Origin of the sequence: Stenotrophomonas sp. SAU14A_NAIMI4_5, from assembly GCF_003086795.1 — a bacterium.
Taxonomy (GTDB): domain Bacteria; phylum Pseudomonadota; class Gammaproteobacteria; order Xanthomonadales; family Xanthomonadaceae; genus Stenotrophomonas.
The window spans coordinates 640,032-661,245 of the sequence record NZ_CP026003.1; the positions used below are offsets into that span (position 1 = coordinate 640,032).

The 21,214-nt window shown below is 65.7% G+C and carries 14 protein-coding genes; 9 read left to right on the plus strand and 5 right to left on the minus strand.

Features of this window, described 5'->3' with window-relative positions:
* The first annotated feature begins 42 nt into the window (after positions 1-42).
* Complete coding sequence (locus C1925_RS02950) at positions 43-2,637, plus strand: M14 family zinc carboxypeptidase (RefSeq protein ID WP_108767630.1); 2,595 nt, start codon at positions 43-45, stop codon at positions 2,635-2,637.
* Between the two features lie 533 nt (positions 2,638-3,170).
* Here C1925_RS02950 and C1925_RS02955 read toward each other — a convergent pair.
* Positions 3,171-4,595 carry a DEAD/DEAH box helicase gene (locus tag C1925_RS02955; RefSeq protein WP_108767631.1) on the minus strand — a complete coding sequence of 475 codons (1,425 nt, stop codon included), beginning with the start codon at positions 4,593-4,595 and terminating at the stop codon, positions 3,171-3,173.
* 684 nt (positions 4,596-5,279) lie between these two features.
* On the opposite strand from C1925_RS02955, the gene C1925_RS02960 reads away from it, so the two are divergent.
* Positions 5,280-6,269, plus strand: a complete 990-nt coding sequence (locus tag C1925_RS02960) for a fumarylacetoacetate hydrolase family protein (RefSeq protein ID WP_108767632.1) — start codon at positions 5,280-5,282, stop codon at positions 6,267-6,269.
* 14 nt (positions 6,270-6,283) lie between these two features.
* Positions 6,284-6,967 carry a maleylacetoacetate isomerase gene (gene maiA / locus C1925_RS02965; protein ID WP_108767633.1) on the plus strand — a complete coding sequence of 228 codons (684 nt, stop codon included), beginning with the start codon at positions 6,284-6,286 and terminating at the stop codon, positions 6,965-6,967.
* Between the two features lie 33 nt (positions 6,968-7,000).
* Here the strand turns inward: maiA and C1925_RS02970 are convergent, their stop codons facing one another.
* The 3 genes from C1925_RS02970 to C1925_RS02980 all read right to left on the minus strand — a co-directional run bounded on the left by C1925_RS02970 (position 7,001) and on the right by C1925_RS02980 (position 11,044).
* A complete protein-coding gene (locus C1925_RS02970) occupies positions 7,001-8,500 on the minus strand; it encodes a UdgX family uracil-DNA binding protein (protein WP_108767634.1) in 1,500 nt (499 codons plus the stop codon).
* Entirely contained in the window at positions 8,481-9,764 is a 1,284-nt protein-coding gene (locus tag C1925_RS02975; protein WP_108767635.1) for a putative DNA modification/repair radical SAM protein, read from the minus strand. Before C1925_RS02975 ends, C1925_RS02970 begins: the two co-directional genes overlap by 20 nt.
* 149 nt (positions 9,765-9,913) lie before the next feature.
* On the minus strand, positions 9,914-11,044 hold the full coding sequence (locus C1925_RS02980) for a PilT/PilU family type 4a pilus ATPase (RefSeq protein WP_108767636.1): 1,131 nt from the start codon (positions 11,042-11,044) through the stop codon (positions 9,914-9,916).
* Between the two features lie 121 nt (positions 11,045-11,165).
* Here C1925_RS02980 and C1925_RS02985 point away from each other — a divergent pair, with 121 nt between their 5' ends.
* From C1925_RS02985 to C1925_RS03015, 6 genes are all read left to right on the plus strand, one after another.
* Positions 11,166-11,531, plus strand: a complete 366-nt coding sequence (locus C1925_RS02985) for a DUF4398 domain-containing protein (RefSeq protein ID WP_108767637.1) — start codon at positions 11,166-11,168, stop codon at positions 11,529-11,531.
* A complete protein-coding gene (locus C1925_RS02990) occupies positions 11,528-12,412 on the plus strand; it encodes an OmpA family protein (protein WP_108767638.1) in 885 nt (294 codons plus the stop codon). Before C1925_RS02985 ends, C1925_RS02990 begins: the two co-directional genes overlap by 4 nt.
* 324 nt (positions 12,413-12,736) lie before the next feature.
* On the plus strand, positions 12,737-12,973 hold the full coding sequence (locus C1925_RS02995) for a YdcH family protein (protein WP_079220527.1): 237 nt from the start codon (positions 12,737-12,739) through the stop codon (positions 12,971-12,973).
* Between the two features lie 412 nt (positions 12,974-13,385).
* Entirely contained in the window at positions 13,386-14,756 is a 1,371-nt protein-coding gene (locus tag C1925_RS03005) for a pyridoxal-phosphate dependent enzyme (protein WP_108767639.1), read from the plus strand.
* A gap of 95 nt (positions 14,757-14,851) precedes the next feature.
* Positions 14,852-15,835 (plus strand): glycosyltransferase family 2 protein, encoded by a 984-nt coding sequence (locus C1925_RS03010; protein ID WP_108767640.1) that lies wholly within the window; start codon positions 14,852-14,854, stop codon positions 15,833-15,835.
* Positions 15,832-17,652: a DUF2142 domain-containing protein gene (locus C1925_RS03015; protein ID WP_108767641.1), complete on the plus strand. Its 1,821-nt coding sequence runs from the start codon at positions 15,832-15,834 to the stop codon at positions 17,650-17,652. Before C1925_RS03010 ends, C1925_RS03015 begins: the two co-directional genes overlap by 4 nt.
* 244 nt (positions 17,653-17,896) lie before the next feature.
* On the opposite strand, the gene C1925_RS03020 is transcribed toward C1925_RS03015, so the two are convergent.
* Entirely contained in the window at positions 17,897-21,178 is a 3,282-nt protein-coding gene (locus tag C1925_RS03020) for a glycosyltransferase (protein ID WP_108767642.1), read from the minus strand.
* Between the last annotated feature and the right edge of the window lie 36 nt (positions 21,179-21,214).

The following is a 21,214-nucleotide window of genomic DNA, read 5'->3' on the forward strand; positions in this document are numbered from 1 at the left end:
GGCCGGCCGCGTTGCCGCTGTCCTGTTTCCTGGGGAGTCACCGTGTCCTTCCACCGCCGTGCCGTTCTTCCGCTGCTGCTTGCCGCCGCCACCGTCCTGTCCTCGCCGCTGCCGGCGCAGGCCCAGAGTGCGTACTTCTTCCCGCAGGCCACCGACGCTGCCGCGTTCGATGCCGCCATTCCCAGCCCCGAGCAGTTCCTTGGCTACCCGATCGGCAGCCGCTACACCCGCCATGACCAGCTGGTGGCCTATTTCCAGGAACTGGCGAAGCACTCGGACAAGATCCGCGTGCAGGAGATCGGCCGCAGCTACGAAGGCCGGCCGCTGCTGATCGCCACCGTCACCGCCGCCGACAACCAGGCGCGCATCGAACAGATCCGCCAGCAGCACGCCACCCTGGTCGACCCGGCGCAACCGCGCAGCGCGGCCGGTGACAGCCCCGTTGTGGTCTGGCTGGGCTACAGCGTGCATGGCAACGAAACCTCCAGCGGCGAAGCGGCGATGCTGACCGCCTATTACCTGGTGGCCAACCGCAGCGCCGAAACCCAGCAGTGGCTGCAGCAGTCGGTGGTCCTGTTCGATCCGGCGCAGAATCCCGACGGCCGCGACCGCGCCGCGAACTGGCACAACGCCTGGGCCTCGGACCCGGCTTCGTCCGACCCGGCCGACAAGGAGCATGTCGAACCGTTCCCGCAGGGCCGCACCAACCATTACTTCACCGATCTCAACCGCGACTGGCTGGCCCTGACCCAGCAGGATTCGCGGCCCAAGCTGGCCGTGTTCCACCAGTGGTACCCGAATGTGCAGATCGACTTCCACGAGATGGGCAAGGACAGCACGTACTACTTCGAGCCCTCGCCGAAGAGCATGCACAGCCCGCTGATTCCGGCGGCGTCGTACGAGTTCAACAAGACCCTGGCCAAGTACCACGCGCAGTCGCTGGATGCGCTGGGCTCGCTGTACTACACCGGCGAGAACTACGACAACTTCTCGCCGGTGTATGGCTCGACCTATCCGGATTTCCACGGCGCGGTCGGTGTCACCGTCGAGCAGGCCAGCTCGCGTGGGCGCGTGCAGGAATCGGTGAACGGCCTGCTGACCTTTCCCTTCACCATCCGCAACCAGGTCGCCACCGGCCTGGGCACGGTGCGCGGCGCGGTGACCGAGCGCAGTGGCCTGTTCGACCTGCAGAAGGACTTCTTCCAGAGCGCGCTGAAGCAGGCAGCGCAGCAACCGGTGAAGAGCTTCGTGTTCGGTGATGCGCACGACCCGGCACTGACCCGGCGCCTGCTGGAGCTGTTGCTGCTGCACCGCATTGACGTGCGTGCACTGGATCGCACGGTCACCGTCGACGGGCAGCGCTTCGAGGCCGGCAGTGCCTACGTGGTGCCGGTGCAGCAGGCGCAGTTCCGCCTGGTCCATTCGATCTTCGCCGAGACGCCGTCGATCAAGGGCGACGTGTTCTACGGCAGCACCAGCTATGCGATCGCACCGGCCTATGGCGTGGCCTTTGCCGGCAGCCGCAGCCGTATCGACGGTGGTGCCCGCGTGGCGGAACTGCCGCCGGTGCAGGGTGCGGTCAACGGCGGCCAGGCCGGCTTCGCCTACGCCATCGACTGGCGCGACTACAACGCCGGCCGCGCGCTGGCCGCGCTGCAGGCCAAGGGGCTGAGCGCACGCGCCGCGTTCAAGCCGTTCAGCAGCGCCACCGCGCAGGGCCAGGTCGACTTCGCCGCGGGCAGCCTGGTCATCCCGGTGGCCGGCCAGCCGCTGCAGGGCGCGGCCCTGCTCGAGGCGGTAGCCGCCGCCGCACGCGACGCCGGCGTGCAGGTGCATGCGCTGTCCAGCGGCCGCAGCAGTGAGGGCATCGATCTCGGCAGCGACGGCGTCAAGGCACTGCGCAAGCCGGCCGTGGCGCTGGTGATGGGCGAGGGCGTGGCTGCGACCGAGATTGGTTCGGCCTGGTTCCTGCTCGACCAGCAGCTGCACCTCCCGGCCAGCAAGCTGGATCCGCAGCAGCTGGGCAAAGTCGCGCTGGACCGCTACACCACCATCGTGCTGTCCGGCGGCACCTACACCGGCATCGACGCCACCGCCGTGGCCGCGCTGAAGCGCTGGGTGCAGGCCGGCGGCTCGCTGGTGACCTATGGCAGCGCGTCGAAGTGGGCGGTGGAACAGAAGCTGGCCGAGGGCGAATCGCTGGGCAAGGACGAAGAGGCGGGCGATGCCGACCGCCGCGCGTTCGGCGACCAGCGTGACATCGCCGCGATCGAGCGGGTGAGCGGCAACATCCTCAGCGCCGACGTCGATACCACCCATCCGCTGGCGTTCGGCGTGCCGCGCCGGCAGCTGGCGATCAACAAGGAAAACACGGTGACGCTGCAGCCGAGTGCGAATCCGTTCTCGACGGTGGTGCGCATCGATGCGACGCCACGGGTGAATGGTTACCTGTCCGAGCGCAACCGTGCGCGTGTGGCGGGGAGTGCGTGGCTGCTGGTGTCGGCGCAGGGGCAGGGCAACGTGGTGTTGTTTGCCGATGATCCGGCGCATCGCAAGTACTGGCACGGTACGGATCGCCTGCTGATCAATGCGATTTTCTTCGGGAATCTGGTGAATCCGGCGAAAGCGCGGGGTTGAGGCAGTCAGCGCCGCGATTTTCCCTGGCTGGGGAGGCCCGGAGGCCCAGTCAGGACACGCCGTGAACCCATCCATGGGGGCTCGATGGCGCCATCCATGGCGCCAACGGTCCTGCCTGGGCCTCCGGGCCTCCCCTCTAGAGTTTCCTGCGGGCGCGGCCGCATCAAACCCAAGGCGGGGGCAAGGGCAAAAGCAAAAGCAAAAGCAAAAGCAGCGGCTTCGGCTTTTGCTCTTGAATTTGAATTTGATCTTTCTTCCTCCGGCTACCCCGCGGGAGAGGGAAGGCGCTGGAAATGTCTGAAGCGCTGGGGAGCGGGGGCGGCGCAAAACCGTGAGGCGCATGGATGCGCCGACCGAGCCCCCATGGATGGGTTTACGGCGTGTTTTGCGCCGCCCCCGCTCACCAACGCCCACGCAGAACCAACCGCCAGCCTCCAAACCCGGGTAGCCAACGCAAAAAAAAGGACGGCGCCTCAGCGCCGTCCCTCGATAGCCCCCCGCGCAGCGGGAAGCGCAACAACCGTCAGCTGCGATCAGCCAGCGCGACCGCCGCCGTTGCCGCCCTGGCCGCGGCCACGGCCGCCACCACCGTTGCCGCCACCGCCACGACGCTGGCCCTGACCCGCGCCCGCACCGGCACGCTGCTGGCCATTGCCACCGCCCTCGCGACGGCCGCCACCGGACTTCTTCGGGCCCGCATGCGCATGGCGCGGCGCATCACCGTGCGGACGACGCGCGTGGCTCTTGCGCGGTGCGCGCTCGCCGGTGTCGTGCTCGGCCTTGCCCGGTGCACTGTTGCCCCAGCGGATCGGCGTCTGCAGCTCGAAGCCCGGAACGTCGCGGATGTCCATGTCGCGGCCCAGCAGGCGGGTGATCGCACGCAGCAGCTTCACTTCGTCCTGCGCCACCAGCGAAATCGCCTGGCCAGTCGCACCGTTGCGGCCGGTACGGCCGATGCGGTGCACATAATCCTCGGCCACCATCGGCAGGTCGAAGTTGATCACCTTCGGCAGCTCGTTGATGTCGATACCGCGCGCGGCGATGTCGGTGGCCACCAGCACGGTCACGCGACCGGCCTTGAAGTCACCCAGTGCACGCAGGCGCTGGCCCTGGCTCTTGTTGCCGTGGATGGCCGCGGTCTTGATGCCGGACTTTTCCAGGAACGAGGCCAGCTTGTCGCTGCCGTGCTTGGTACGGGCGAAGACCAGGGTCTGCTCGCGGCTGTCCTGCGCCAGCAGGTGCAGCAGCAGGTCGCGCTTGCGGCTGCCATCGACCGGATGCACGCGGTGGGTGATGGTTTCGGCCACGGTGTTCTTCGGCGTCACCTGGATCTGTTCCGGGTTGCGCATGAACTCCAGCGCCAGCTGGCGGATGTTGTCCTCGAAGGTGGCCGAGAACAGCAGGGTCTGGCGGTTCTGCTTCGGCAGCTTGGCCAGGATGCGCTTGATCGACGGCAGGAAGCCCATGTCGAGCATGCGGTCGGCTTCGTCCAGGATCAGCACTTCGATGCCGGACAGGTCGACGCTGCGACGCTCCAGGTGGTCGATCAGGCGGCCCGGGCAGGCGACCAGCAGGTCGACGCCGCGGCGCAGGATGTCCAGCTGGTTGCCCATGCCGACGCCGCCGTAGATGCAGGCGCTGGGGATGCGCAGGTACTTGCTGTAGCCGCGCAGGCTGTCATGCACCTGGGTGGCCAGTTCGCGGGTCGGGGCCAGGATCAGCGCACGCGGCTTGCGCGGGCCGCTGCGCACTTCCTGCGAAGCGGTGCCCAGGTGCTGCAGCAGCGGCAGGCCGAAGGCGGCGGTCTTGCCGGTACCGGTCTGTGCACCGGCCAGCAGGTCGCGACCGGCCAGCGCCAGCGGGATCGCCTGCTGCTGGATCGGGGTCGGGTTTTCGTAGCCCTGCTCGGCGAGCGCGCGCAGCAGGAAAGGCGCAAGGCCCAGGGATTCAAAAGACATTGAGATTGCTCCAAGTACAAGAAACGCCTGTCCGAACGGACAGACGGGGGCAGATCAAACTGATCGGCTGACTCGGAGCGTTCCCGTGAACCGCGCTGCGAGAATTGGGTGCAGCCGGCACGGAGCGCAGGCTGGAATGCGTGACGAACGGCGTCGGAGTGGGGGCGGGCGAAGTGGGCGGACCCAGGTCGCCGGCGATCCCGGAGGGAAACGGACGGCCGCTGCAGACCCCGCAAGTCTAAACGATCTTCAATACCCCACGCAAAATCCCCTGTTCAGGTAGGGGGGGCTGCAGGGCTTGCAGCCCTGCACCCGCAGAATCAACGGCAACGGCAACGGCAGAAGCGGGCTATCCGTGGGATGGCGGGGTGGGTCCGGGCGCTTGCGAAGCACTGCTTCGCGAACGCCCGAACGCACAGCCGCCAGCGGCTGGGCCGGACCCCGGAGGGGGGTTTACGGCGTCCCCGCAAACCCACAGTGCCCCGCCATCCCACGGAATGCCGCTTCGGCTCTTGATCTTCAGGTTGCCGGCCAGCGGCCGGCACTACCAGCAGGTGCAGGGCTGCAAGCCCTGCCGAACCCCCCACTACGGTAGGGTGGAGCGGATGCCGCGCTGCAGCTTGGCTAACCCGCGCATTTGATTACACTTGAAACTTGTTTGCCCACGACTCCGGACACCCACCCATGAAGCTTGGTTCTTTGAAGGAAGGCGGCCGCGACGGCACCCTGATCGTCGTCTCGCGTGACCTGCGCCTCGGCGTCCGCGCCACCGGCATTGCCGCCACCCTGCAGCAGGCCCTGGAAGACTGGAGCCACATCGCCCCGCGCCTGAACGCCCTGTACGAATCGCTGAACGCCGGCGACGCCGATGGCGTGTTCGACCTCGACCCGCAGGCCCTGGCCGCGCCGATGCCGCGCGCCTATGAATTCGTCGATGGCAGCGCCTACCTCCCGCACGTCGAGCGCGTGCGCCGCGCCCGTGGCGCCGAGGTGCCGGAAAGCTTCTACACCGACCCGCTGATGTACCAGGCCACCAGCGCCGGCTTCCATGGCCCGCGCGATGCGGTCAAGGTGGTCAGCGAGGAGTACGGCATCGACCTGGAAGCCGAGATCGTGGTCATCACCGATGACGTGCCGATGGCCGCCACCCCGGAACAGGCCGCCGGCCACATCCAGCTGGTCGGCCTGGTCAACGATGTCTCGCTGCGCAACCTGATCCCGGGCGAACTGGCCAAGGGCTTCGGCTTCCTGCAGTCCAAGCCGCGCTCGGCGCTGTCGCCTGTGTTCGTCACCCCCGATGAGCTGGGCACTGCCTGGCAGGACAGCAAGGTGCACCTGCCGCTGCTGACCCACATCAACGGGAAGTGGTTCGGTGCGCCGGAAGCCGGCGTGGACATGCAGTTCAACTTCGCCCAGCTGGTCGCGCATGCGGCCAAGACCCGTCCGCTGGGCGCCGGCACCATCGTCGGCTCGGGCACCATCGCCAACGAGGACACCAGCAAGGGCGCTTCCTGCTTCGCCGAACAGCGCGTGGTGGAAACCCTGCGCGACGGCAAGCCGAGCACGCCGTTCATGTCCTTCGGCGACGTGGTGCGCATCGAGATGCTCGACGCCGCCGGCAACAGCATCTTCGGTGCGATCGAACAGCGCATCGAGCAGGCGGCCAAGCCCTGAGCGTGGAGGCGGCGATGGACATCCTGGTTGACGACGGCCCGGTCGACGACGGCCTCGTGCTGTACACCTACTGGCGATCCAGCGCCGCCTACCGCGTGCGCATCGGCCTGCAGCTGAAGGGCCTGGCCTGGGAGGGCCGGCCGGTGCACCTGGTGCGCGACGGTGGCGAGCAGCATGCCGACGCCTATGCCGCGCTCAACCCGCAGCAGCTGGTGCCCACCCTGCTGCATGACGGGCATGCGTTCACCCAGTCGCTGGCGATCCTCGAATACCTCGATGAGCGCTACCCGCAGGTGCCGCTGCTGCCGGCCGATGCGGTCGGCCGCGCGCGGGTGCGGTCACTGGCCCAGCTGGTGGCCTGCGACATCCATCCGATCAACAACCTGCGGGTGATGCAGTACCTCGAACGCCGCCTGGAAGCGCCGGCCGACGCGCGCACGCAGTGGACCCTGCACTGGATGTCTGAAGGCTTCGCGGCGATGGAAGCGATGCTCGCGGACAGTGCGGATACCGGCGTGTTCTGCCACGGTGACCGCCCCGGCCTGGCCGACATCTGCCTGCTGCCGCAGCTGTACAACGCGCACCGCTTCGGTCTGGACCTGGCGCCATACCCGACGCTGCGCCGCATCGAAGCGGCCTGCCAGGCGCTGGACGCCTTCGAGCGCGCCCGCCCGGAAAACCAGCCCGACGCAGGCTGACACGCCGCTTCGCTCGCCGGGCATGGCCCGGCGCTACCGGTCATCGTCCGGTGGTAGCGCCGGACGATGACCGGCGGATTCCACGTCGTCCGCCTGCAAACGGCGCAGGTCATCGCGGAACAGCCGGTAGGCCTCCTCACGCCGGGCGTCGTCGCCTTGCCGCAGCACCCACGCCGGGTGCACGGTGGCATAGCCGCGGGTACCGTCTTCCAGCGTGTGCCAGCGACCGCGGTCGCGTGACAGCTGGAAGCCTGCGCCGAACACCGAGGAAGCAGCGGTCGCGCCCAGGCAGACGATGACCTGCGGCCGTACCCGCGCGATCTCGCCCAGCAGCCACGGCTGGCAGGCCCGCACATGCCGGCTTTCGGGGCGCTTGTGCAGGCGCACCTTGCCGCGCCGCTCATGGTGGAAGTGCTTCACCGCATTGGTCAGGTACAGCGTGGCGCGGTCGATGCCGAGTTCGGCCAGGGCACGGTCCAGCAGCTGGCCGGCCGGGCCCGCGAAGGGACGGCCGCAGAGATCCTCGGTATCGCCGGGTTGTTCGCCGATCACCATCACCCGTGCATCGGCCGGGCCCTGGCCGAACACCACCTGGGTGGCCGGCTCCCACAGCGGGCACTGGCGGCAGCCGGCGGCCTGGGCACGCAGCGCATCGAGGCTGTCCGCGCTTGATCCCGGTGATGGCAGCACCGCCGGTCGCTGCGGAATCTTCCGCTGCGGGGCCTGCGCGGGGCGGTCGTGCATTTCCTGCACGCGGTCGGCCGCATCGCGCACCAGCCCAGGCAGCAGCTGCGCCTCGGGCAGGTGGCGCCAGTACCGCGCCGGCATCTCCTGCAGCATCATCCGGGTATTCAAGCGGGCCGGGTTGAAGATGCTTGCGTAGTAGGTCTGCCACAGCGATTCGCGCGCATCCTCGGCCGGTGCATCTTCGCGACGGGCACCGGGCCCGAAGGCCAGGGCCTGGCCATCCCAGTGCACGCTGCGGCCGGGGGTGAGGATGGCCCAGCGCATGCCGGCGAAGCGGCGCGCGAAGAACGGCGCGACACGCTCGACGATGTGGTGGTCCGGCTCGAACCACGCAATGAAGGCATCGGTCTGCCCGGGCACTTCGCGGAAGCGCACGAAGGCCTTCATCTTGTGGGTGTCGCGGCGCACCGCCTGGGCCAGTGCCATCGCCCGCAGCACGTCGGCATCGGCCGGGTTGGACAGCACGCTGCGCTCGCCATGGGCGATGCGCCACAGCAGCCGGTACAGCAGGGCCAGGCGCTGCGGCTCGCGATGGCACAGGCAGGTCGCGGCCAGTTCGATGAAATCGCGCGGCACGCTGGGCGCGCTGGCGTCGGCGGGCAGGGGAGCCCCCTGCACCGATGGCGCGTCCAGCAGCGAGGCCTCGCTGCCTTCCAGCCAGTCCAGCTGCGCCGGTGCCACGCCGCGCAGCAGCGCCTCGCGCGCGGCATCGCGCCAGGCGTCCAGCGACCACGGCGGGTCCACCCGCAGCGACCAGCGCTGTGCGTCAGGCGGCGGGCGGTGCATCAAACAGCGAGCCCTGTCGTGGCGGCGGCGCCAGCTGTGCACGCAACGCCGCCGGATCATCCAGCGCCTTGCGCGGGTGGTGGTCGGCCAGCAGCACGAACGGCAGCAGCTTGCTCATCGGGGCCTTCAACCGGGCCACGTCGGCCACCCGCAGGCGGCCGTGCCGGCGCGCCATCAGCACCCGCTTCACGTTGCGCACGCCCAGCCCGGGCACGCGCAGCAGCAGTTCCTTCGGCGCGCGGTTCAGGTCCACCGGGAAGCGCTCGGGGTGGCGGATCGCCCAGGCCATCTTCGGGTCGATGTCCAGGTCCAGCATGCCGTCCTGGGTGGTATCGGTGATCTCCTCCACGCCGTAACCGTAGAAGCGCAGCAGCCAGTCGGCCTGGTACAGGCGATGCTCGCGCTGCAGCGGGGGCGGCTGCAGCGGCAGCTGGCGGCTGGCATCGGGAATGGGGCTGAAGGCCGAGTAATACACCCGGCGCATGCGGTAGTTGCCGTACAGCGCGTCGGCACTGGCCAGGATCTGCTGGTCATTGGCCCCGTCGGCGCCGACGATCATCTGCGTGCTCTGCCCGGCCGGGGCGAAGCGCGGCGGGCGAGGGCGCGCGCTGCGGGTGGCCGTTGGCGCGACCACGGCCGGCGCCTTGCGTGCTTCCTTGGCTTCCTCGATGCGCCAGCGCAGTTCGCCCATCGCGCCGCGGATCGAGTGCACGGTCTTTTCCGGCGCCAGCGCACTCAGCCCGGCCTCGGTGGGCAGTTCGACGTTGATCGACAGGCGGTCGGCGTAGCGACCGGCGCTGGCCAGCAGCTCGGGCGACGCTTCGGGAATGGTCTTGAGGTGGATGTAGCCGGCATAGCGGTGGTCCTCGCGCAGCTGCCGCGCCACTTCCACCATCTGTTCCATGGTGTAGTCGGCATTGCGGATGATGCCGCTGGAAAGGAACAGGCCCTCGATGTAGTTGCGCTTGTAGAAATCCAGGGTCAGCGCGACCACTTCGTCCACGCTGAAGCGCGCCCGCGCCACGTTGCTGGAGACGCGGTTCACGCAGTAGGCGCAGTCGTAGACGCAGAAGTTGGTCAGCAGGATCTTCAGCAGCGACACGCAGCGGCCATCCGGCGTGTAGCTGTGGCAGATGCCCATGCCTTCGGTGCTGCCGATGCCGCCGCTGGCGCGCGAGTCGCGCTTGCCCGCGCCGCTGGAGGCGCAGGAGGCATCGTACTTGGCGGCGTCGGCGAGGATGGCCAGCTTGCGGATGGTTTCCATTGAGGAAACCTACGGACAGGCGGTCTCATTGGATGAGACCGCCCCTTAACCCTTCAGGATTCCGCCGGGCATGGCCCGGCGCTACCGTCGGGAACGGGCAGCGCCCGGCGTTTCCGGTAGCGCCGGGCCATGCCCGGCGTCCGTGCGGCTCAGAAGCCGTGGGTGATGCTGGTCTGGGTGGGCGAGGAGAAATCCGCGTACGGGTCATGCTCGCCGCTGCCACCCTCGGACAGGCGGAACTTCAGGGCCAGGCCGTCGCGCGAGTCGGCCGCGCGCAGCGCTTCCTCCTGCTCGATCACCCCGGCCTTGGCCAGGCGGAACAGGCACTGGTCGAAGCTCTCCATGCCTTCCTCCAGCGACGACTCCATCGCCGCCTTGATCTCGTGCACCTGGCCGCGGCGCAGCAGGTCGCGGATCATCGGCGTGTTGATCAGCACCTCGGTGGCCGGCAGGCGACGGCCCTCCTTGTTCTTCACCAGGCGCTGGCTGATCACCGCACGCAGGTTCAGCGCCAGGTTCATCAGCACGTTCTTGTGCGCGCTTTCCGGGAAGAAGTTGAGGATGCGCTCGATGGTCTGGTCGGCGTTGTTGGAGTGCAGGGTGGCCAGGCACAGGTGGCCGGTCTCGGCGAAGGCGATGGCCGCCTCCATCGTCTCGGCATCCAGGATCTCGCCGATCAGGATCACGTCCGGCGCTTCACGCATCGCGTTCTTCAACGCGTTGTGGAAGGCATGGGTGTCCAGGCCGACCTCACGCTGGTTGACGATCGACATCTTGTGCTTGTGCAGGTACTCGATCGGGTCCTCGATGGTGAGGATGTGCCCGGTGGTCGTACTGTTGCGGTGGTCGATCATCGACGCCAGCGAAGTGGACTTGCCCGAGCCGGTGGACCCCACCACCAGCACCAGCCCACGCGGGGTCATGATGACGTCCTTCAACACCTGCGGCAGGTTGAGCTCTTCGATGCTGGGAATCCGGCTGCGGATGGCGCGGATGACCATGCCGACCTCGCCCCGCTGCTTGAACACATTGACACGGAAGCGCCCGGCATCGGCCAGGGCGATGGCCATGTTGAGTTCCAGCTCGCGCTCGAACTGGGGCACCTGGCCCTCGTCCATCAGCGAATAGGCGATTTTCTTGACCATGCCCGGCGGCAGCCCGGTGTTGCCGAGCGGGTACAGCTTGCCCTCGATCTTGATGTAGACCGGCGCACCGGTGGTCAAGAACATGTCCGAAGCGTTCTTTTCGGTCATCAGCTTCAGGAAGTAGCCGATATCCATTGCGAATTTTCCCCAACGAAACTGCCGGCGCCCGTTGCAAGCACGGTGTCGGCTTGACGACAATGGCCGTGAACCGACAACCGGTACGGCCTCCCCAATGAAACGACTTAGCTTCGCACGAATGCGCCACAGCCTGTATGTGATGGCGTTTGCATTCGCACTCTCTGCTCCCGTCTGGGCGCAGGATGGCGCACAGGAACTGGCCCAGGCCCGGCAGGCGGTGGACAAGGCCACCCAGGCCGATGCCGACCAGTACGCCCCGGACCTGATCAGCCTGGCCCGCCAGGGCCTGGAGCAGGCCCAGCGCGCCGCCGGCGACCGCCGCGAGCGCAAGAATGCCCCGGCACTGGCCCTGCGCGCCGCTGCCGACGCCGACCTGGCCCGTGCCCGCAGCGAGGAAGCCACCGCCACGGCCCAGCTGCAGCTGCGCCGCAACGAGGTCAACCAGCTGCAGCGCCAGCTGTCGACCGGGGAGGACCGCCGATGAAGTCGATTTCCGCCCTGGCCCTGGCCACCGCGCTGGCCCTGCCGGCCCTGGCTGTCGCCGCCGACAACCCGATGGTCGGCCAGCTGAGCCAGCGCCTGATGAACATCCAGGCCAATCCCGACACCGCTGAGCTGGCTGCCTTCGAGCGCATGCAGGCCCAGCAGGCCATTGCCACCCTGGACAAGGCCAAGCGCCGCGACCAGGAACTGGCCACCTACCTGGCCGAGCGCCGGGTCGAGATTGCCGAAACCAGCGTGCGCGCCGCCCTGGCCGCCCGCGAGGTCGACCGCCTGGACCGCACCCGCAGCGACCTGCTGATCGAAGCCAGCCGCCGCGACGCCGCCCGTGCCCGCCAGGAAGCCGAACAGCTGCGCATGCAGGCGCAGGTGCAGGCCGAGGAGGCCGAGCGCCTGCGCCAGGCCGCCGAAGCCGAGACCCTGGCCCGCCAGGACGCCGAGAACGCCCTGACCAGCGTGGCTGGCAAGCAGCAGCAGCGCCTCAGCTCGGCCCAGCAGAACGCCGCCAAGCTGGCGCGCGAGGAAGCCGAGCTGGTGTCCGGGCAGAAGCTGCCGGGCTCGAAGTTCGACGCCCGCGGCGAGGTCTTCACCCTCGGCGGCGACGCCTTCGGTACCGGTGCGGCCAGCCTGTCCGGCGGTGCGAAGAACCAGGCGAAGGCCCTGGCCGAGTACCTGAACATCGGCAAGAAGGGCCGGGTCCGGATCGAGGCCTATGACAGCGCCAATGGCGTCGGCCAGAAGCGCGCCGAAGCCCTGCGTGATGCGCTGGTCTCAGCCGGTGTCGCCAGCAGCCGGATCCAGGTCAGCGGCAAGAAGGCAGCGTCCACCAAGGCACGCTCGGCCGAGGTCATCGTCGCCCCGTAATTGCTTGAATTCGTTTGTTTTTCGTTGCATTGAGCATTCAGCCTGAACCCCGCCCCGGCGGGGTTCGGTCTTTTTGTCGCGGGGGTCTTGTACCCGGCCCGGAGCAGGCGTAGGGTCAATCGTCCGGGACGCAATGCCGCGGACCGGACGATGGGAGGGCCGGGCCGATGAAAGCAGGGCGCGAACCGCAGCAGACCGACGTGCGCAGGCCAGTGCCGCAGGTCGTTGTGGGCACCCATGTGGCAATCGACCGGCGCTCCTCCATGAACAACGCCCCGTGCCTTGCGGCCGGGGCGTTCGTGTATCTGTCGAAGGAGGTCCATCATGTTTGAAGATCAGCCCCAGAGCGAGATCGACGCCCGTCGCGCGCGTGATCCGGAGTTCCGGGCACTCCATGACCAGCACCGCAAGTTGAACAAGAAGTGCATGGACGCGGAGCTGGGTGTACTCCCGATCGATGATGTCACCCTGGGTCGCATGAAGCGCGAGAAGCTGCTGGCCAAGCAACGCCTTCTGCGTATGTACGAAACACCGCTCGCAACGACGTCCCCCACGCACTGACGCTCCGGTCGCGCCGGGAACGGCGTGACCCGGCCAACGATGGCCCCGCGGTTGCCGGCAACGGCGGCCGCGCCAAGGCACCACAGGCGGTGGTGCCTTGGCTCGCAGGCAACGGCCTGCACCCGTGCATACCCTCAGTCCACCGATGCGGGCGGTACTGGTCTCCTCGTCGATCCGGGGCCGTCCGCATCCCCTTGGGCCGCCAGCCGGGCGCTCATTGCCCTGGCAGGTGCCGACCGTGCCCTGGTGGGTGCCGGCCGCACCCTGGTGGGTGCCGACCGCGCCCTGGTGGGTGCCGACCGCGCCCTGGTGGGTGCCGACCGTTGGTCGGCACGCTCCACTCCTGACTTTCGCAGCCATCCGGCGGATAATCATCTGTCCGGCCCAGCGTGGCGCGAAGCGAAGTTTCCGAATGCCCATCCATTCCTCCGTCCTCGAACTCATCGGCCAGACCCCCATCGTCAAGGCCCAGCGCCTGGATACCGGTGTCTGCGAGCTCTACCTGAAGCTCGAGAACGCCAACCCGGGCGGATCGATCAAGGACCGCATCGGTCTGTCGATGATCGAAGCAGCGGAACAGCGCGGCGACCTCAAGCCCGGCGCGACCCTGGTCGAAGGCACTGCCGGCAATACCGGCCTGGGCCTGGCACTGGTGGCGCAGCAGAAGGGCTACAAGCTGATCCTGGTCGTGCCCGACAAGATGAGCCGCGAAAAGATCTTCAACCTGAAGGCGATGGGCGCCGAAGTGCGCCTGACCCGTTCGGACGTGGCCAAGGGCCACCCGGAGTACTACCAGGACCTGGCCAAGACCATCGCCGACCAGACCCCGGGCGCGTACTTCATCAACCAGTTCGGCAACCCGGACAACCCGGCCGCGCACGAATTCGGCACCGGCCCGGAAATCCTTGAGCAGATGGGCGGTGACCTCGACGCCATCGTGTTCGGCTGCGGCAGCTCGGGCACCATGACCGGCCTGTCGCGCGCCTTCGCCACGCTGTCGCCGAAGACCGAGCTGGTGCTGGCCGATCCGGTCGGCTCGATCCTGGCCGAGTACATCAACGACGGCAACCTGAACGACAAGTCGGGCAGCTGGCTGGTGGAAGGCATCGGCGAGGACTTCCTGCCGTCGATCTCCGACTTCAGCCGCGTCAAGAAGGCGTATGCGATCACCGATGCAGAGAGCTTCCACACCGCCCGCGAGCTGCTGGGCAAGGAAGGCATCCTCGGTGGTTCGTCCACCGGCACCCTGCTGGCAGCGGCCCTGAAGTACTGCAAGGAACAGACCACGCCGAAGAAGGTGCTGGTGCTGGTGTGCGACACCGGCAACAAGTACCTGTCGAAGATGTACAACGACTACTGGATGCTGGACAACGGCTTCCTGGAGCGCCCGCAGCACGGCGACCTGCGCGACCTGATCCTGCGCCCCTACGGCCAGCGCGACACTGTCGTAATCGGCCCGAACGACCTGCTGACCACCGCCTACCAGCGCATGAAGCTGTATGACGTGTCGCAGCTGCCGGTGATGGACGGCGACCAGCTGGTCGGCATCGTCGATGAAAGCGACGTGCTGCTGCATGTCTATGGTGACGAAGCCCGCTTCCGCGATCCGGTCGCCACGGCCATGGTCAGCAAGCTGGACCGCCTAGACGTGAAGTCGCCGATCGAGGCCCTGCTGCCGGTGTTCGACCGCGGCCAGGTGGCCATCGTGATGGATGGCGGCACCTTCCTCGGGCTGATCACCCGCATCGATCTGCTGAACTATCTGCGCCGCCGCGTGCAGTAACTGCGTCATGGCTTCCGGTCGCTGCGTCTTCTGCGTCAGCGGCTTCTACCGAAATAACGTCCATCGTGCCGTCATGGGCACCGGAGATATAGCGTATGCCCGCCCAGATCGCAGTGGTGATTCCGTCCTACAAGGTCACAAATCACATTCTCGGAGTGATTGCAGGCGTCGGCCCGGAAGTGGGACGCATCTATGTTGTGGATGATCGCTGCCCGGTGGGGAGCGGTGACTTTGTTGAGGCCAACTGCACTGATCCGCGCGTCGTTGTTCTTCGCCATGAAGAAAACCAAGGTGTGGGCGGTGCGGTGATGACCGGATATCGGGCTGCGATCGCCGAAGGAGTGGAGATCATCGTCAAGGTGGATGGCGATGGTCAGATGGATCCTGCGCTGATTCCTCGCTTCGTTGCGCCGATTCTTGCAGGAGAGGCGGACTATACCAAGGGGAATCGCTTCTTCGATCTGGAGCGTATTTCCCAGATGCCGCGGCTTCGCCTGTTTGGTAACGCAGGTCTTTCGCTGCTGACGAAGGTGTCGTCCGGTTACTGGAATCTCTTCGATCCGACCAATGGATACACCGCAGTCCACACCGACGTGGCGCGTCACCTGCCGCTTGGGAAGATCAGCAAGCGCTACTTCTTTGAAACCGACATGCTGTTCCGGCTGGGAACGCTGCGGGCGGCTGTCGTGGACGTTCCCATGCATGCACGTTATGCCGACGAAGTCAGCAATCTACGCATCGGTCAGGTGATCGGCGAGTTCTTCGTGAAGAACATGCGCAATGCAATGAAGCGGATCTTCTATAACTATTATCTGCGGGATATGTCGCTGGCATCTTTTGAGCTGCCTGTCGGAATTCTGCTGCTACTGTTCGGCGTACTGTTCGGCGCCAGCAGCTGGATCCACGCCAGTGCCACCGGAACGACCGCGTCGAGTGGCACGGTAATGCTTGCGGCCATGCCCGTACTGGTTGGCGTGCAGCTCATTCTTGCGTTCATCGGTCACGACGTACGTGCCACGCCGGAAAAGGCTATCCATATAAGGAGCCGCGTGGCACCTGAGCGGGAAGTTGCGCCATGAGTCGCGTTGGAGCCAGTGTTGTAAGCGGCCCTGAAGTTCGTTCAATCGCCAGCTATGGTGGGGTGGCCTGCCTCCTGCTGCTGGTGTTTGGCATCATCTGGCAAGCATTGACGCCCTCGTTCCAGGCGCCAGACGAGTTTGATCACGTCAAGCGTGCCTACATGCTCAGCCAAGGGCAGATCCTGCTCGATACGTCGAATGGCCAGCCATCGGGTGGCGACGTTGATGTTGGTCTGACAAGGTACATGGATCACTTCACGCCTCTTGCCGGCAAACACCAAGTTAAACTGACCGGGGAAATTCTCGTGTCGGCGCGCGCTGAACGCTGGGCGGGACAGTCCGAGCGTGCCACCCAGCCTGGTACTGCCTATTACCTGCCTGTCCTCTACGCGCCGCAGGCTCTCGGGCTCTGGGTTGGAAAGACGATCAACCTGAGTGTTGATCAGTCTTACCGGTTGTCCAGACTCTTCACGCTGTTGGCTTGCGTCGGCTTGTTGTACTGGGCATTCCGACTGTTCCCGCCGCCGCCGCTGGTACTGGCATTGCTGCTGCTGCCGATGTCGAGTTTCCTGTTGGGTTTTGCCGTGCTCGATGGCATGTCCATGAGCATGGCGGTACTGGCGTTCTCTGCCTTCTGGCGGATCGTGGCACTCCAGGATGACAGACGCTCGACCGCGATCATCATGATGGTCGCGCTGGGATTGTTTGCTGCATGTCGTGCCAATACGCTGCCGTTCCTGCTGTTGCCCTTTGTGGCGGCCTGGTACCGGCGTGACAAGCGACTGGCTATCGGTGCCGCCGTGCTCACGGTACTGGTGCTGGCCTGGACCGTGGTGACGATCAAGACAACGGTCTATCCGCCCGGAGCCCGCAATATCGATCACCTGGCGCGGCTGACCAGCTATCTGTTCGATCCGATGAGGTTCGGCGGCATGATGCACAAGACGCTCACCAGCCCCGGTGTTGCGGAGTATTACTACAACTCGTTCCTGGGGGTGCTGGGTTGGTTGGACACGCCACTGGGCCCGCGCCACTACACTGTGTTTGCCCTGCTGCTGGTGGTCTGCGGCGCCACGTCGATTGCCTGGCCCCAGTTCCGCGGAACTGGACTGGCACGCTGGTCGATGGTACTCGCGCTCAGCGTTGCGATCCTGCTTACTTATCTGGCGATGCTGGTGCAATGGACCATTGACGACACTGGCATCATTCAGGGGGTGCAGGGCCGCTACTTCCAGATCCCGGCCATCGCGCTGGCGTATGCGCTGGGGGCCAATCCGCGTCCTCTCGCCGTTTCGATGGAATGGCTCAGCCGGATACTTGTACTGTGCATTGCACTCGCTACGGCGTTCTCGGTATCTACGGTTCTCGCATTGCGCTACATGATGGTTGACGGTCAGCGCATTGGAAATGGGCTGACGCTCACGCCAAGCAACGTGCTGAGCGCCGAGCGTGCCGTTGCCCTCGGCTTCCCGGAAGAGCAGGTGCAGAATCCGCAGTCGCTTGCCGAACTTAAACTTCTGCTGGGGACCTATGCCCGCCGCAACTCGGGCAAAGCGGAGCTGCGTCTGTGGAGCAAGCAGGGCGACACTTTCAGAAGTACATTCGATATGGCGAGTCTGGTCGACAATGGTTACCTGTCCATTGACCTGGACGACAAACCGTACGTCGGAGGAGAACTGCGGGCGCTGCAGGGTGAAGGAGTCAGTGTATGGGAGGTGCGTCAGGCTGACGGCGATCTTCAGGGGACCTGTGTCGTATTGGTCCCCACCCAAGGCGCGGCAATGAGTCCCACAGAAGCCTGCCCGTTGCCTCAGTAGTCTCAGGCCAGGCATGACCAAGGCGCTGCATTGCAGCTACTTGGTCAAGGGATCGTCGTATAACCCCCCCCTCCATCCGGATGCCTGCGGATGGAGGGCAGGTAGAATCCCCGTGGGAACGGCTCGGCAATCAACAGCGGAACTGCGATCGTGTAAAGGGTGGAAAGTGCCGCTGCTTGACCGCAGCTTTGGCGGGCGTCGACACTGCAGTAGTACCAAATCCGTTCTCCGTTCCGTGCAGACGTCAGTCGCGCGGAAGAGCAAGATGCCTTGCGGGAAAACGCTCCATCACCTCGCCCATGAACCCGAGCAATTCATCAGCTTGATCAGAGAAAACGCGGATCAGCTCCGGGTGTGGGTTGTGATAGCCGTCCAGTTGTTCCGGATTGTCCAAGAGTCGGCGCAGCGCTTCGCGGAAGGGTTCAAAGCCGTTGATGAGCGGCACGATGTCGCCGTTCGCCCCGTCAATGATGTCCTCCACAGCGCCGCCCGCATCCGTGGCAATGACCCAGGTATCGCGCAGCATTGCCTCGCGAACCGTCAAGCCGAAACTCTCTTTGCACTGGGTCGGGAACAGGAGCACATCCACGCTTGCGAAGAAGTCGTCAATGGTTGACTGGGTATACGCAGGGACGATCTTCAGCGTACCGGGAATGCCCCAGGTTTCTTCAAAAATGTGGCGGCGGCCCAGGTTCAGGGCGGCATCGACGACGTGCAGTTCGTAGTTGGTATGGGGGAGCTGGCGCAGCGCTTCCTTGATCAGCTCGCTACCCTTGGCCGGGCCCTCACCTCCGACGAATCCCAGCCTGAGCTTGCGCCGGGCAAGAGGTTCACGGGTGACCGACCTGCGGGGCGGCACCACGCCATTCTTGTTGATTTGTACGCGTGATGGATCGAATCCATTGTCCACGTAGACGCCTCGGAAGAAGCGGCTTGGAGCCAGCATCATTGCTGCGCCGGAAAGCACTTCGTGCAGGCGGTGCTGGCGATACGGGTTCAGCACCGGGTTGGCCACGCACTTGGCGCAGACATTGAGATCCACCTTGCTCTGATGGCAGTACTTGCCCTCGCCGGTAATCATGAACTGACGTGCACAGATCCACCATGCGTCATGCATGGTGACCACGTAGGGAATACCGGCCTCCTGGCACGCTTCGGCGATCTGCACGCCAAAGCCCTGGATGGAGTGCAGGTGCACGACGTCTGGCCGCCAGGCGCGGAGAATCTGGCGGAATGCTCCGGGAGTGAACGGGTTGTCGAAATCGAACGCGGGGTCGGCCTCGAACGGGAGACCCATTGCAAATACTTCGGCAGCCGATGAGCGGTAGCGCACCAGATTGTAGGGAGGAGCATCACTGCACGGCAGGGAGGTGACCATGGCGTACTCGGCCTTCCCGCTTGCGTTGATGCAACGCGCGATTTCCTCGGCCACGATGGTGGCACCGCCAAAGCTGCGTGGCTCGAAGAAGATGTTCACACCCAGGATCCGTGGACGCGCCGGTTCGAAGCGCTCGATCTCCTTGAACAACGGAAGAACCTGTTCGCGCGCCACTACCTGCGGCGTGTAGTGCTCCACTACGTGCCGGTAGGCCTGCTTACCGATGCGTTGGCGGAGTGCGGCGTCTGCGATCAACTCGTCCAGGCAGGCTTTCCATTCTCCGGGAGAAGCGGCGAGCATGCCGGTCTCGCCATGCACGATGGTGTTGCGGTACTCCTGTGACGGCGAGCAGATGGACGGCAGCTTCAGGATGGCCGCTTCCAGGTACTTGATGTTGGACTTCGCGTCGTTGAATACGCTGGGTTCCAACGGCGCGATGTTGATATCGCAGCGGGAGATCCGTTCCAGGAAGGAGGCGTAGTCGACGGGGGGCAGCCGTTCGATCTGATCCTCCACTTCCTTGAACGCAGGCGGGAGATTGAGCGTTCCCACAATGGTCAGCCGCACGTGGTAATGCTCACGAAGCGTCGCCAGCATGGCATCGGCACATTGGCGGAAGTCGGAGTCATGCGATGCCGAGCCTGAGCCGTACACCACTCGGACCAGGCCATCCTTGCGCTGCGGCTTGGCGTTGATTTCTTCGGCGATCAGCAGCGTCTGGTCGTCGAGCGCATTGTTGACCACGTCAACCCTGGCAGCGCCCACGCTGCGCATGGCTTCGGCCAGTGCGACGGTCGAAGCGATGCAGTGGTCGCAGGCCAGCATTGCGGCGCGGTAGAGTGGAACGCCGTTGAGCAGGGACTGGCGGGTGCGCTGGTCCAGGTCTGCCAGATTGCTGTTGGTCTGATAGAGCGACTCATCAAAAATAAGATCATCCACTTCCCAGATCGTGCGCATGCCCAGTGCTTTCGCGCGTGCGATTGATTCAAGCTGCTGCTCGAAGCCTGGTACCCGATAGAAAATGGCGACGGTGTGTGTGCTGAGAAGACCGCGCGCATTGTCCAGGTCTTCCCAGCGCACGATGCTGCAATCAATACCCAGATCCTGGATCATCTGCTGCTTCTGCAGCACACGATACTTGGTGCACTGAGCCAGGTTCATGTCCGCAATGATGAGCACGCGAAGGCTCAGCTCGGTCAGGGCGGGGCTGGCGGGGGGCAGCTTGTACACCGGTTGCTGCCGGTTCGATGCGGCATCCTGGTGGCGGAAGTACTTCATCGCCGAGCGCGGACTGGAGGCGATTCGAATGAATTCCTTCAGCACGCCCTTTGTGCCACGTTCGGCGCGCAGGCGAAGAGCGGTGCCTGCGTGTCCGCGCAGCCGGTGGTACATGTTGCGTGCACGACGCACGAGCATGCCGGCCGCCCGCATGGGGGCGGTGACTCGCCAGGAGCGTGAGTGAAGCAGATCGGTGATGCGGGAATGCGCCTGGCTCATGGCGCCAACCGAAGCCTGTGCCGACAGGCTCGTGCGGTTGAGCGAGCGCGTCAGCACCTCTTGCCGGTGCAGCAGTTGTCGGCGCTCGTGGGACGCGCTTGCTGCATGAATCCTCGATAGCAGCAGTTCGGTCCAGAGCGCTCGGACCAGGCCGGTACCTTCAAGGGCTGCCTTGGTCGTGGCATCGAGCAGAGGCGCAAGATCCAAGGGAACGTTGATGTTGGCGTTCCGCGCCAATTCACTGCAATAGGCTGGGTCGACCAGAAGCTCGATCGCGCCGTTGCCGGGCAGTGTGCGCGAGGGAAGAACTTCCTGCCAGAACGCCAGAACGCCTGGCGTGCCGTCCGCCATCTCGCTGCCCGCCACCAATACCAGGCGCCGAGTATCCGGATGGTTGGACAGGTGATCCAGCACATGCTGCACCGATGCGTGCAGGCCGCCACCAATTCCCAGTACGAGTGCGCTGTTGCTGGGGCCTGCCAAGGGCGTCAGGCGGGCGTCTGCCTCGGACTCACCCAAGGCAAACGCGTGCGTGGATGCCAACTGGACGCGCAGCAACTGCAGCGCGTCGTTGTTGAGTTCCCTGAGGTAGATCGTCTCCGCGCTCGTCCCTCCTGGAGTGGATGAGAAGACGTCAAGTACCTGGTCCATGTTTCTATCCACGAGGCTGCCTCAATCGGGTCGCTG

Coding starts and splice junctions, on each gene's coding strand:
- C1925_RS02955 (WP_108767631.1), bottom strand. CDS start 4,595: ATGTCTTTTGAATCCCTGGGCCTTGCGCCTTTCCTGCTGCGCGCGCTC.
- C1925_RS02960 (WP_108767632.1), top strand. CDS start 5,280: ATGAAGCTTGGTTCTTTGAAGGAAGGCGGCCGCGACGGCACCCTGATC.
- maiA (WP_108767633.1), top strand. CDS start 6,284: ATGGACATCCTGGTTGACGACGGCCCGGTCGACGACGGCCTCGTGCTG.
- C1925_RS02970 (WP_108767634.1), bottom strand. CDS start 8,500: ATGCACCGCCCGCCGCCTGACGCACAGCGCTGGTCGCTGCGGGTGGAC.
- C1925_RS02975 (WP_108767635.1), bottom strand. CDS start 9,764: ATGGAAACCATCCGCAAGCTGGCCATCCTCGCCGACGCCGCCAAGTAC.
- C1925_RS02980 (WP_108767636.1), bottom strand. CDS start 11,044: ATGGATATCGGCTACTTCCTGAAGCTGATGACCGAAAAGAACGCTTCG.
- C1925_RS02985 (WP_108767637.1), top strand. CDS start 11,166: ATGCGCCACAGCCTGTATGTGATGGCGTTTGCATTCGCACTCTCTGCT.
- C1925_RS02990 (WP_108767638.1), top strand. CDS start 11,528: ATGAAGTCGATTTCCGCCCTGGCCCTGGCCACCGCGCTGGCCCTGCCG.
- C1925_RS02995 (WP_079220527.1), top strand. CDS start 12,737: ATGTTTGAAGATCAGCCCCAGAGCGAGATCGACGCCCGTCGCGCGCGT.
- C1925_RS03005 (WP_108767639.1), top strand. CDS start 13,386: ATGCCCATCCATTCCTCCGTCCTCGAACTCATCGGCCAGACCCCCATC.
- C1925_RS03010 (WP_108767640.1), top strand. CDS start 14,852: ATGCCCGCCCAGATCGCAGTGGTGATTCCGTCCTACAAGGTCACAAAT.
- C1925_RS03015 (WP_108767641.1), top strand. CDS start 15,832: ATGAGTCGCGTTGGAGCCAGTGTTGTAAGCGGCCCTGAAGTTCGTTCA.
- C1925_RS03020 (WP_108767642.1), bottom strand. CDS start 21,178: ATGGACCAGGTACTTGACGTCTTCTCATCCACTCCAGGAGGGACGAGC.